Consider the following 11678-nt stretch of genomic DNA (forward strand, 5'->3'; position numbering starts at 1 on the left):
ATCATCGTCGATGAGAACACGCACAGCATGGACGTCGTGGTAGATCCGGAGCAGCTGTCCCTGGCCATCGGCCGCGGCGGGCAGAACGTGCGTTTGGCCAGTCAGTTGACGGGCTGGACCATCAACATCCTGACGGAGGATGAGGCGCGCGCCAAACGGGAAGAAGAGGATGCCCGCTTTCGTCAACAGTTCATGGATGAGCTGGGGATCGATGAGGATCTGGCCATCCTCCTGGTGAACGAGGGCTTTACCTCCATTGAAGAAGTGGCCTACGTACCCGTCGCGGAAATGCTGGAAATCGAGGGTCTGGATGAGGAACTCGTCACCGAACTGCGGCGACGTGCCCGGGACGTGCTGCTCAACAAGGCCATCGCCAAGGAAGAGCAGGTGGCCTTGAGCGAGCCCGCGGAGGATCTGCTGGCTCTGGAGGGTATGGATAAAGGTCTGGCCCACTTGCTGGCCAGCAAAGGTATCACGACGGCGGAATCGTTGGCGGAGCTTGCCGTGGATGAGCTGTGTGAATTGGTGGACATCGAGCCGGAACGGGCCAAAGCCCTGATCCTCAAGGCGCGCGCACCCTGGTTTGTCTGAGCTGCGCAGCTTTGTGGATGGTGTTTCCGGTGTTTGGGAGGGCAGAATAGGTATGACCGTGACAGTCGCAAACTTTGCTGCAGAATTGGGTTTGTCCAGCGCTCGACTTTTGGAGCAGTTGGCGGCGGCCGGTATCCAGAAGCGGACAGCCGAAGATCCGGTAACGGAAGAGGACAAGCAGCGACTCTTGGTTTTCCTGCAGGCGGCGCACGGCGATAGTGTTGGAGGGGTGAAGCGCATCACCCTGAACCGCACCAGCACCAGTGAAATCAAGCAGAGCATAGGCGCTGGCAAATCTCGAACGGTCCAAGTGGAGGTTCGACGCAAGCGCACCTACGTCAAGCGCGAGGCTCTGGTCGAGGAGCAAGCCCCCGAGCGCGCGCCGGAGCCTATCGAGCCTTCGGTGGCCGCCGAGGTGCACCCTGAGGTCCCCGCAGCGAGTCCGGAGCCGGCCACCGACCTTGCTGCCTCGGCGGCAAAGTCGGAGGAAGCAGCGCCAGCGCAGGGCAAAGCCGAGGAGCTAGCAGCGGAATCTCCGTCGGAGAAGTCGGGCCAAGAGGCGGCAGAGCCGGCATCGGTACGGTCAAGTGCAGCGGAGTCGGAAAACCGGCGCGCCCCCGCAGACGCCAGCGACCATGCCGGGACCGAGGCCGCGCCGACGCGGCCGGCGGCGACGGAGCCTTTGGGTCGTCGTCCCGCTGCCCGCGCTCCCAGTACCCGGCCCACCTCGGTTCCGACGCGTCCGGCACCCACAACCACGGCACCAGGTAAGCCCAAGAAGGCGGGTGAACGCGGCGACGATGCAGCACGTCGGGGCGGGCGCCGCAACCCTCGGCGCGACGATGCCGGTGGCACGGATGTCGACAGTCTCCTGCGGCGGCGCAAAGCCGCCGACCGACGGGGTGACAAGGGCAAGGGGCAGTCTGGTGCGGCAGGCGAGTTCGTTGCTGCCCCCGTCATTCGCGAGGTGGCCATTCCCGAGACCATCACCGTGGGTGAATTGGCCAACCGTATGGCCATAAAAGCCAGCGACGTGATCAAGTCCATGTTCAAGATGGGGGTGATGGCCACCATCAACCAGGTGATCGATCAGGATACCGCGGCCATTGTCGTAGAGGAGATGGGGCACCGTCCGAAGATGGTCACCATTACCAGCCCCGAAGCCCTGCTGGAGGAGGGTGCCGATGCCGAGGCTCCCATCCTGGCGCGCCGCCCGCCGGTGGTGACGGTCATGGGACACGTCGATCACGGCAAGACCTCGTTGCTGGACCGGATCCGTTCGACCCAGGTCGCCAGCGGTGAAGCCGGAGGCATCACCCAGCACATCGGCGCCTACCACGTGGAAACGCCCAAGGGGGTCATCACCTTCCTCGACACCCCGGGCCACGAGGCGTTCACCGCCATGCGCGCGCGCGGTGCGCAGGCGACGGATATCGTCATCCTGGTGGTGGCCGCCGACGATGGCGTTATGCCCCAGACCATCGAGGCCATCCACCACGCCAAGGCAGCTGGTGTGCCTATGGTGGTGGCGGTGAATAAGATCGACAAGCCGGGCGCGGACCCCGAGCGCATCCGCCAAGAATTGGCGAATCAGGATGTGCTGCCGGAAGAGTGGGGTGGCGACACCCAGTTTGTCAACGTGTCGGCCAAGTCGGGCCTGCATATCGATGATCTACTGGACGCGGTGTTGCTGCAGGCGGAGTTACTGGATCTGGAGGTGCAGGTCAACGGCCCGGCCAAGGGCGTCGTGATCGAGTCGCGCCTGGACCGGGGACGGGGCGCGGTGGCGACGGTATTGGTGCGCCAGGGTACCCTGCACAGTGGCGACGTACTCCTGGCCGGTGCCCAGTATGGTCGGGTACGGGCGCTCGTCGACGACAGCGGTCGCAACATCGATGCTGTGACGCCAGGGCTACCGGTGGAAGTTCTGGGCTTGAGCGATGTGCCGCAGGCGGGCGATGAGGTGGTGGTGGTTGCCGACGAGCGCAAGGCACGAGAGGTTGCCCTCTTTCGCCAGGGCAAGTACCGCGACGTGCGCCTGGCCAAGAGTCAGAAGGCAAGTCTCGAAAGCCTCTTTGAAGCGGCGGCCGAGGGTGAGGTGCAGCAACTCAATCTGCTCATCAAAGCCGATGTACAGGGCTCGGCAGAGGCCCTCAGCCAGACCTTGGAGCGCCTGAGCACAGCGGAGATCCGAGTGCGCGTCATTCACTCCGGGGTGGGAGGCATCACCGAGTCGGACGTCAATCTAGCGGCCGCTTCCAAGGCGGTCATCATCGGCTTCAACGTCCGTACCGAGGCGCAGGCGCGGCGTCTGCTGGAGCAGAGCGGCGTCGATGTGCGCTATCACAGCGTCATCTACGATGCCGTCGATGAGGTCAAGGCGGCCATGAGCGGCATGCTGTCGCCGGAGATCCGCGAGAAGATCCTGGGCCACGCCGAGGTACGAGAGACCTTCCGGGTGCCCAAGGTCGGTACCATAGCCGGCTGTATGGTGACCGACGGCATCGTGCGACGGAATGCTCGCGTCCGGGTCATCCGTCAGGAGGTGGTGATCCACACCGGGGAGATGGATTCTCTGCGACGCTTCAAGGACGATGCCCGCGAGGTGCGGGAGGGTTTCGAGTGCGGTATCGGCATCCGCAATTTCAACGATGTCCGGGTGGGCGATGTCATCGAGGCCTACGAGACCGTTGAAGTGGCGCGCACCGTCTGACGCCATGCCTGCCAGCCAACGCGGTTTTCCACGCGCCCGTCGGGTGGCGCACCTGCTGCAGACGGAGATCGCGGCACTCCTGCCCCATCTGCACGGTCTGGACGTGGGGGGGCTTCTGCCCAGCATCACGGAGGTGGAGTTGGCACCGGACATGCGTTGGGCGCGGGTGCATTTTTCGCTGATGGATGGGCCGGCGCGTGCCGAGACGACGGCTGCGGAGCTGGACCGGCACGCGGGACAGATCCGTCAGATGCTCGGTCGACGTCTGGCCTTGCGGCGCATACCGCCCCTGCGCTTCGTCTACGATCCACGCTTCGACCGCGACGCGCAGATGGCACGTCTGCTGTCTTCCCTGCCACCCGCTGCCCAAGAGGATGCGCCGGAGTGAACTGTCGTCACGGGATATTGCTGCTGGACAAGGACGAGGGCCTGACCTCCAATGCTGCCCTGCAGCGCGCCAAGCGCCTCATGGGCAGCAAGAAGGCGGGGCACACGGGAACCCTGGATCCCTTTGCCACGGGCCTGCTGGTCCTGCTCTTCGGTGAGGCCACCAAGGTCTCGGACTATATCCTCAACGCCGACAAACGCTATCTCGCGACCCTGCGTCTGGGGGAAGAGACGCGTACCGGGGACCGTGAGGGAGAGGTCGTACAGCGCGCCGAGGTGAACGTGAGCGACGCCCAGATAGACGCGGCACTGGCCGGTTTTCGTGGCGACATTCGGCAGATTCCCCCCATGCATTCGGCCATCAAGCAAGGGGGCAAGCCTCTATATATGCTGGCACGTCAGGGCGTGGAGGTGGAGCGTGCGCCGCGCTCGGTGCGCATTCATGAGCTCGAGGTCCTGTCCCGACGCGGCAACGAGCTGGTTCTGGATATCCGTTGTTCCAAGGGCACCTATATCCGCAGTCTGGCCCAGGATCTGGGGCGGGCTTTGGGCTGCGGCGCCCACATTGCGCAACTGCGGCGTCTGGAGACGGGGCCCTTCCGTATCGATACGGCCCTCACCCTGGCGCAGCTGGAGGCAAGTCTTGCCGCCGGCGATTGTCCGCTACAGCCCATGGACCTGGCCCTCGCCACCTTGCCCGCGGTCCATCTGTCGGAGAACAGTGCGTATTACCTGCAGCGCGGTCAGGGGGTGGTGATTGCCCATGCACCGCCGCCGGGTCGAATTCGTCTATACGGACCCAAGTCCGAGTTTCTGGGTCTGGGTGAGGTCATGGACGATGGAAAAGTGGCGCCTCGGCGTCTCATGGGCGTAAACTGAGGCTTTTCGAAACTGGTGATCAGGAGCAGGAAATGTCGTTGAATCGCGAAATCAAAGATGGGGTGGTACAGCAGTACGCTACCCACCCGGGAGATACGGGCTCGCCCGAGGTGCAGGTGGCGTTATTGACCACCCGTATCGAGGGTCTGACGGAACACTTCAAGGCGCACACCCACGACCATCACTCCCGGCAGGGGCTGCTGAAAATGGTGGGGCGTCGACGCAAGCTTCTCGACTACCTCAAGAAGCAGGACTTCGAACGGTATCGGAACCTGATCGAACGGCTGGGCTTGCGTAAGTAATCGGAGCGCAATCCGGGGCTGTGGTTGGTAGCGGTGGTCGAGGAGAACAGCTTGAGCATAGTGCGCAAGGAAGTGGATTTCGGTGGGCAGCGTCTCTGCCTGGAGACGGGAAGAATGGCACGCCAGGCGGACGGGGCGGTGCTGGTCACCCTGGGCGAGACCATGGTGTTGGTCACGGCCGTCGGTCGCCGTGAGTTGAAACCGGGACAGGATTTCTTTCCGTTGACGGTCAACTATCAGGAAAAGGCCTATGCCGCGGGTCGCATCCCCGGGGGCTTTTTCAAACGGGAGGGGCGTCCCAGTGAAAAGGAAACCCTGACCGCGCGCCTCATCGATCGTCCCATCCGGCCGCTGTTCCCCAAGGGCTTCATGCATGAGGTCCAGGTCATTGCCACGGTGCTGTCCGTGGATCAGGAAAACGACCCGGATATCCCTGCCATGATCGGCGCCTCGGCAGCGCTGGCGATCTCCGGTATACCCTTTCAGGGTCCCATCGGCGCGGCAAGGGTGGGCTACGTGGACGGGCAGTTTGTCCTCAATCCGAGCTTTCAGACCCTGGCCCGCTCGCAGCTGGATCTGGTGGTGGCTGGAACGCGCCAAGCGGTGCTGATGGTGGAGTCGGAGGCCCAGGAACTGCCGGAGGAAACCATGCTGTCGGCGGTGATGTTCGGGCATGAATCCTTTCAGCCGGTCATCGCCTGTATCGAGGATCTGGCGGCCGAGGTGGGCAAGAGCCCCTGGGCCTGGCAGGCACCCAGCCTGGATCCGGCTCTGCAGGAGGCGATCTCGGCAGCAGCGCTGGAGCCTCTGCGCGAGGCGTATGGTCTCCTGGAGAAGCAGGCGCGCAGCAAGCGCCTCGACGAGATTCGCAGCGCCCTGCTGGAACAGTTCGGCGGTAGCTCCGGCGAGCATGGCGACGTGGTGCGTGCCGTGGTCAAGAAGTTGGAAACCCAGATCGTCCGCGGGCGGGTCCTGGAGGGAGCGCCGCGTATCGACGGCCGGGATCATGTCACGGTGCGGCCGATCCAGATCGAGGTGGGGATCATGCCCCGCACCCACGGCTCGGCCCTGTTTACCCGAGGTGAGACCCAGGCCCTGGTCATTGCCACTCTGGGCACCAAGGGCGACGAACAGATCGTCGACGCCCTCCAGGGAGAAAGCCGCGACCGTTTCATGCTGCACTACAACTTTCCGCCCTTCTCGACGGGAGAGACGGGCATGGTGGGATCTCCCAAGCGGCGAGAAATCGGCCATGGCCGGCTGGCCAAACGCGCCGTGGCGGCAGTGCTGCCCAGCGAGTCCGAGTTTCCCTACAGCTTGCGGGTGGTTTCGGAGATCCTCGAGTCCAACGGTTCCTCCAGCATGGCCACGGTCTGTGGCGCCTCGCTGGCCCTCATGGACGCCGGCGTACCGCTGAAGGCGCCGGTGGCGGGGGTGGCCATGGGCCTCATCAAGGATGGGGATCGCTACGCCGTCCTCACGGATATCCTGGGCGATGAAGACCACCTGGGTGATATGGATTTCAAGGTGGCGGGTACCCAGAATGGGGTCACCGCCCTGCAGATGGATATCAAGATCGATGGTATCACTCGGGAGATCATGGCAACGGCCTTGGAGCAGGCCCACGCCGGACGCCTGCACATACTCTCGCGGATGAATGCGGTGCTGGCGGAAGGCCGGTCGCAGCTGTCGGGCTACGCGCCACGCATCATCTCCATGCGTATCCATCCCGATCGGATCCGCGATGTCATCGGACCCGGGGGCAAGGTCATCCGCGCTTTGACCGAGGAAACCGGAGCGACCATCGACATTCAGGACGACGGCACGGTGACCATCGCCTCGGTCAACGGGGAGGCGGGCGAGGCGGCGCGGCGACGTATCGAGCTGCTCACCGCGGATGTGGAAGTGGGCATGATCTACGATGGCAAGGTGGCCAAGATCATGGATTTCGGTGCCTTCGTCACCATCCTGCCGGGTCGCGACGGTCTGCTCCACATCTCGCAGATCAGCACGGAGCGGGTGAATGACGTCCGCGACTATGTCAAGGAAGGACAGAGTGTGCGGGTCAAGGTGCTGGAAGTGGATCGTCAGGGCAAGATCAAGCTCAGCATGAAGGACATCGCCCAATAGACAGCAGAGTGTTGGTGTCCCGCGTTCTGCTGGCGCGAGGTCCGCTGCCTTTCCCAGCAGGCTGGTGGTCTCTTGGCGGCGACGATTTGCCGTGGCCCGAGCCGTGAACGATACCCAGGCCCTGCGAACCGTTCTGAGTAACGGGATAATCCTGGTCAGCGAGACCCTGCCGGGGCGCCGGCAGGTGTCCCTGTCCATTACCATCGCCCAGGGGAGCCGGCATCAGCAGGCCACGGACAACGGCTTTGCCCATCTTCTTGAGCACATGTTCTTCAAGGGCAGCCGGAGCTACACGGGAGAGGAGATCAATCGGCAGATCGAGCTGCTGGGTGGAGGCATCAACGCCTTCACCGATCGTGAGACCACGGTTCTGCACGGTACGGTTCTGGCTGAGGACGGGCGGCGCGCCTTTGCACTCCTCAGCGACATGTTGCTGTATCCGCAATGGACGGCGCGGGATCTCTACGCCGAGCGCGGCGTGGTGGCTCAGGAAGCGGCCATGGTTGCCGAGGACCTGGAAGATTGGCTGAATGAGCGAGCCATCGGCCGATTCTGGTCGGACTCGCCGCTGGCTTGGCCGGTGCTGGGCCGCGCCACCTGTATCCGCCGGGCAACTGCTGCACGTCTGCGGCAGTATCACGCGGCCATGTTGGCCGCCGCACCCATCGTCGTCACCGCCGTCGGCGCCATCACCCACGACACCTTGCGCGACTGGGCCAGGCCTCTGGAGGCCTTGCCGCAGCGCCGGAAACTGCCGACGGTCCAGCCGCAGGCCAGCTACCTCCGTGGCGTCAGCCGCCGCACCGAGGCGCAGCAGGCCCACGCCTTGTGGTTGACGGAGGCGGCCGCTTTCGCGGCTCCGGAACATCTCCCCGAATTGCTGGCCAATCTCATCCTGGGTGGGGGCAGTGCATCGCGGCTCTTCCGCCACCTGCGCGATCGGCTGGGGCTCGCGTATCAGGTGTATTCGCAGGTAGAGGCCCTGAGCGATACGGGCGAGTGGAGCATCTATTGCGCGGTTCCGCCCGCGGCCTGGGCCCTTACCCGTCGAGAGGTCCTGCGCATTCTGCGCGAGTTGGCGGACGGTGGGCCAACCCTCGAAGAGTTCCAGTGGGCGCGGCATAGTCTGCGGGTGCAGTGGCTCCTGGGCCAGGGGGATCTGGAGATCCGTATGGCACGGCTTACCCGTCAGGCACTGTATCTCGGGCGTTGCCTCAGCGAAGCAGAGACCCTGGATGCCCTGGCCGATATTCGCGAGGATCAGATCCGTGCCGCCTTTGGTCGCTGGCAGCGGCATCTGGAATGGTCGTGCCAGCCAGCAATGTTTCAGCCACGGAAGCCATCTTTCCAGCGGCGCAGTGCGGCGAAGGTGGCGACGGATTCGGCAGCGGTATCCGGATAGACGGCGCGTACCGCGTGTTGAACCGAGGGCAGGTGGCAGCGCAGAAAGGGGTTGCTGAGCCGTTCCTCCCCCAAGGTCGATGGCAGGCTAGGCTGTCCCGCCTCCCGCTGGCGGCGGACCCGCTCCAGCCGTTCGCCGATGGCGCCATTGTCCGGCTCGACCTCGGCAGCGAAGTGCAGATTGGCGAGGGTGTACTCGTGCGCACAGCAGATTTTGGTGGCATCGGGAAGTTGGGCAAGCTTCTGCAGGCTGGCGTAGAGCATGGCGGCGTCGCCCTCGAAAATCCGCCCACAGCCCCCCGCAAACAGGGTATCGCCACAGAACAGCAGATCCTCCCAGTAAAAGGCCAGATGGTCGAGAGTGTGCCCTGGCACCTCAAAGACGGTCATCTCTTCGCCGTCGAGGTGAACGGTCCCCTCCCTGAGGGCCTCCGTGCGTGCCGGTATGCGGCTAGCCCCGGGACCCAGGACGGGGCACTGGTAGGTCGCCGCCAGCTCGGCCACACCGCCGATGTGATCGGCGTGGTGGTGGGTGCACAAGATGGCGCTGGGGCGCAGGCCACGCCGGGACAGCTCAGCGACTACCGGTGCGGCGTCACCGGGGTCGATGATCCAGACCCCCGGTTTCTGGGGCAAGGTCAGCAGATAGATGTAATTGTCGCGAAAAGCGGGAATGAGGGTCAGGGACATATCTGGGCAGTGCCTCCGCAGCAGGGTAATATGCGCCCATGATCTCAGCACAGGACGGCGCCCATGCCTAGGTCCCGCGGGCGCAGGTCGATCCCGCTGCGCCGTACGACATTGTGGTGGAACGGACGCACAGGTCGTCTCCTGCTGGAGCGGGCGGCCCGTCTGATACCGGCGTGGCTGGAAAAACTGCGGCCGGAGACCGTCCTGCAACTGGGGCAGCCCCTGCTCTGGTCCAAGCCACCCGAGGGCAAAGCCATCTGGGTGCTGCTCAACGAGGGTTCCGTCTGTGTCAATACGGCCTATCTGCAGACCCTGGGAAACTGTGAGGCCTTGCCCTTTGCCGCCATGCGCTTCGACCTGGTGATCCTGCCCTTCTGTCTCAGCCGTGTGAGTGACCCTGCCGCGGTCCTCGCCGAGTGCCGTCGGGTGCTGCGGCCCGAGGGGCACGTCCTGGTGCTGGATTTCAATCCCAGCGGCAGTCTGGGCATGCTTCGGCGCTGGCACGTTTGGCGCCGCGATCGCAGTTGGCCTTGGCGGCGTCCCTTCCTGTCCTTGGGGCATTTGCGCCGGTTACTGGACCAAGAAGAACTGATCATCCGCGAAGGTAGATATTTCCAATACACCCTGCCCGGCATAGGTCGCAGTGCGCAGTGGCTGGAACTGGTGGGAGATCGATGGTGGCCGGCCGGAGCCAATGCCTATATGTTGCTGGCGCAGCGCCGGGATGTGGAGCAGCCCCTGGTAGGTCTGGTGGAGCCCGTCTTTCGCGAACGCCGTCGTCGTAAATTGCGGGCGCAGGCCCCAGCGGCGCAGAGATTGCGGGACGACGATGCCTGAAGCATCGTCGGTGGAGCTTTTCAGCGACGGTGCCTGTCGCGGCAATCCGGGCAAAGGCGCCTGGGGGGTGTGCCTGCGTGCCGCGGGGCGCGAGCGGGTGCTCTGGGGCTATGTGCCAGAGACTACCAACAATCGCATGGAAATGATGGCGGTGCTGCGGGGCTTGGAGGCCTTGCGTCGGCCCAGCAGGGTGCAGATCGTCACCGATTCGCGCTATCTGGTGGACGGCATGACCCAGTGGTTGCCAGGCTGGCTGCGGCGCGGCTGGCGCAGTGCCGCCGGGGTGGCGGTCAAGAATCAGGATCTGTGGCAGGCGCTGCAACGGGCTTCCGCTGGCCACGAGCTACATTGGCAGTGGGTGCGAGGACACGCTGGCCACCCGGAGAACGAGGCCGTGGATGCCCTTATCAACCGGGTGCTGGACCGCTTCGGCGGTGAGACAGAGGTGCGCGAGGGAGAGGGTTGGTTATGAGACAGGTCGTCCTGGATACGGAAACCACCGGCATCGATCCCCGCCAGGGACATCGGGTCATCGAGATCGGCGCCGTGGAACTGGTGGATCGGGAGATCACGCAGGGGCGCTATCAGCAATATCTCAATCCCGGTCGCAGCAGCGAGCCCGAAGCGGTGCGTGTCCACGGCATCAGCGATGAGTTTCTGGCCGACAAACCGACCTTCGCCGATATCGTCGAGGATTTCCTGGCTTTCCTCGGGGATGCGGAACTGATCATCCACAATGCGCCTTTCGATCTTGCCTTTCTCAATATGGAGCTGGAACGTCTGGGTCGTCCGCCGCTGCCGAATCCGGTACGCGATACCCTGGTGGAGGCGCGCCGCCGACACCCGGGGCAGAAGAACGACCTGGATGCGCTCTGTCGCCGCTATGGGGTGGACAACAGCCGCCGTCAGCGACACGGAGCTCTTCTGGACTGTGAGATCCTGGCCGAAGTCTACCTGCGCATGAGCGGTGGTCAGCTGGGCATGCGTCTGGCGGCAGAGGTGGAGGTGCAGCCCATGTCCGCGCCGGGGGACGAGGAAGACGAGACTGCATCCCGCGAGCTTGTTACCGGACTGGCGGGTGGCCGGCGCCTGCGGCTGTGCCGCGCCAGTGCGGCGGAACTGGAAGCCCACCAAGCCTACCTGCGCGGTCTCGGCGACAAGGCCCTGTGGCGTGAGGAGACGAGCGCGGATCTAGACTAGCCAGGTCCTGAGTGGAGTCATCTTGGCGGGTTCCGGCCACCGCGTGTCCCATCCACCGGGGAAAGGGCCGTAACTTACCGCTCGGTGTGATGTCAGGAGCGTTGGATCAACTCGATGCGGTAGCCGTCCGGATCCTCGACGAAAGCGATGACCGTCTTGCCGTGCTTCATGGGACCAGCTTCCCGTACCACCTTGCCGCCGCGGTTGCGGATGGCGTCGCAGGCGGCCGCAGCATCGTCCACGGCGATGGCAATGTGGCCAAAGCCGTTACCCAGATCGTAGTGGTCTGTGTCCCAGTTGTAGGTGAGTTCGATGACGGGACCTTCCGCCTCATCCTGATAGCCGACGAAAGCCAGGGTGAAGCGTCCCTCGGGATAGTCTTTCTGACGCAGCAGGCGCATGCCGAGGACTTCCGTGTAGAAAGCCAGGGACCGTTCGAGCTGGCCGACGCGAAGCATGGTGTGGAGAATGCGCATGAAAGGCCTCCGGAGCTAGGTTGAATCGTAAGACTGGCGGACAGTGACCTCAGGCTAGACGAGCGCCTGACG

The 11678-nt window shown here is 64.3% G+C and carries 12 protein-coding genes (1 of these 12 only partly in view); 10 read left to right on the forward strand and 2 right to left on the reverse strand.

Going from position 1 to position 11678, the window contains the following annotated elements; all coding sequences use genetic code 11:
- The 7 genes from nusA to Q0C23_RS06490 form a co-directional block, all read left to right on the forward strand.
- Positions 1-591: the end of a transcription termination factor NusA gene (gene nusA, locus Q0C23_RS06460; RefSeq protein WP_291511550.1), read on the forward strand. It extends 891 nt beyond the left edge of the window; only the last 591 of its 1482 coding nucleotides appear in the window; its start codon lies off the left edge, out of view; its stop codon occupies positions 589-591.
- Positions 592-643: 52 nt separating this feature from the next.
- A complete protein-coding gene (infB, locus tag Q0C23_RS06465) occupies positions 644-3304 on the forward strand; it encodes a translation initiation factor IF-2 (RefSeq protein WP_291511551.1) in 2661 nt (886 codons plus the stop codon).
- A gap of 4 nt (positions 3305-3308) precedes the next feature.
- On the forward strand, positions 3309-3692 hold the full coding sequence (gene rbfA, locus Q0C23_RS06470) for a 30S ribosome-binding factor RbfA (protein ID WP_291511552.1): 384 nt from the start codon (positions 3309-3311) through the stop codon (positions 3690-3692).
- Positions 3689-4570 carry a tRNA pseudouridine(55) synthase TruB gene (truB, locus tag Q0C23_RS06475; protein WP_291511553.1) on the forward strand — a complete coding sequence of 294 codons (882 nt, stop codon included), beginning with the start codon at positions 3689-3691 and terminating at the stop codon, positions 4568-4570. Before rbfA ends, truB begins: the two co-directional genes overlap by 4 nt.
- Before the next feature lie 32 nt (positions 4571-4602).
- Positions 4603-4872: a 30S ribosomal protein S15 gene (gene rpsO / locus Q0C23_RS06480; RefSeq protein WP_291511554.1), complete on the forward strand. Its 270-nt coding sequence runs from the start codon at positions 4603-4605 to the stop codon at positions 4870-4872.
- A gap of 51 nt (positions 4873-4923) precedes the next feature.
- Entirely contained in the window at positions 4924-7002 is a 2079-nt protein-coding gene (pnp, locus tag Q0C23_RS06485) for a polyribonucleotide nucleotidyltransferase (RefSeq protein WP_291511555.1), read from the forward strand.
- 91 nt (positions 7003-7093) lie between these two features.
- A complete protein-coding gene (locus Q0C23_RS06490; RefSeq protein ID WP_291511556.1) occupies positions 7094-8404 on the forward strand; it encodes a pitrilysin family protein in 1311 nt (436 codons plus the stop codon).
- Here Q0C23_RS06490 and gloB read toward each other — a convergent pair.
- On the reverse strand, positions 8329-9093 hold the full coding sequence (gene gloB / locus Q0C23_RS06495) for a hydroxyacylglutathione hydrolase (protein WP_291511557.1): 765 nt from the start codon (positions 9091-9093) through the stop codon (positions 8329-8331). The genes Q0C23_RS06490 and gloB overlap by 76 nt on opposite strands.
- A gap of 63 nt (positions 9094-9156) precedes the next feature.
- Here gloB and Q0C23_RS06500 point away from each other — a divergent pair, with 63 nt between their 5' ends.
- Genes Q0C23_RS06500 through dnaQ form a run of 3 tightly spaced genes read left to right on the forward strand, consistent with a single transcriptional unit; the run spans position 9157 to position 11130 of the window.
- Positions 9157-9930, forward strand: coding sequence for a class I SAM-dependent methyltransferase (locus tag Q0C23_RS06500; RefSeq protein WP_291511558.1), 774 nt, complete (start codon positions 9157-9159; stop codon positions 9928-9930).
- A complete protein-coding gene (gene rnhA / locus Q0C23_RS06505) occupies positions 9923-10402 on the forward strand; it encodes a ribonuclease HI (protein WP_291511559.1) in 480 nt (159 codons plus the stop codon). Before Q0C23_RS06500 ends, rnhA begins: the two co-directional genes overlap by 8 nt.
- On the forward strand, positions 10399-11130 hold the full coding sequence (gene dnaQ / locus Q0C23_RS06510) for a DNA polymerase III subunit epsilon (RefSeq protein WP_291511560.1): 732 nt from the start codon (positions 10399-10401) through the stop codon (positions 11128-11130). The genes rnhA and dnaQ overlap by 4 nt, the downstream gene beginning before the upstream one ends.
- 92 nt (positions 11131-11222) lie before the next feature.
- Here dnaQ and gloA read toward each other — a convergent pair whose 3' ends face one another.
- Positions 11223-11606: a lactoylglutathione lyase gene (gene gloA / locus Q0C23_RS06515; protein ID WP_291511561.1), complete on the reverse strand. Its 384-nt coding sequence runs from the start codon at positions 11604-11606 to the stop codon at positions 11223-11225.
- Between the last annotated feature and the right edge of the window lie 72 nt (positions 11607-11678).

The organism is Acidithiobacillus sp., from assembly GCF_023256195.1.
Classification (GTDB): Bacteria; Pseudomonadota; Gammaproteobacteria; order Acidithiobacillales; family Acidithiobacillaceae; genus Acidithiobacillus_A.

What these genes read in the sequence shown, in the direction of transcription:
- rpsO (WP_291511554.1), top strand. Translation starts at nt 4,603, where the DNA reads ATGTCGTTGAATCGCGAAATCAAAGATGGGGTGGTACAGCAGTACGCT.
- dnaQ (WP_291511560.1), top strand. Translation starts at nt 10,399, where the DNA reads ATGAGACAGGTCGTCCTGGATACGGAAACCACCGGCATCGATCCCCGC.
- rbfA (WP_291511552.1), top strand. Translation starts at nt 3,309, where the DNA reads ATGCCTGCCAGCCAACGCGGTTTTCCACGCGCCCGTCGGGTGGCGCAC.
- infB (WP_291511551.1), top strand. Translation starts at nt 644, where the DNA reads ATGACCGTGACAGTCGCAAACTTTGCTGCAGAATTGGGTTTGTCCAGC.
- rnhA (WP_291511559.1), top strand. Translation starts at nt 9,923, where the DNA reads ATGCCTGAAGCATCGTCGGTGGAGCTTTTCAGCGACGGTGCCTGTCGC.
- Q0C23_RS06500 (WP_291511558.1), top strand. Translation starts at nt 9,157, where the DNA reads ATGCCTAGGTCCCGCGGGCGCAGGTCGATCCCGCTGCGCCGTACGACA.
- gloB (WP_291511557.1), bottom strand. Translation starts at nt 9,093, where the DNA reads ATGTCCCTGACCCTCATTCCCGCTTTTCGCGACAATTACATCTATCTG.
- gloA (WP_291511561.1), bottom strand. Translation starts at nt 11,606, where the DNA reads ATGCGCATTCTCCACACCATGCTTCGCGTCGGCCAGCTCGAACGGTCC.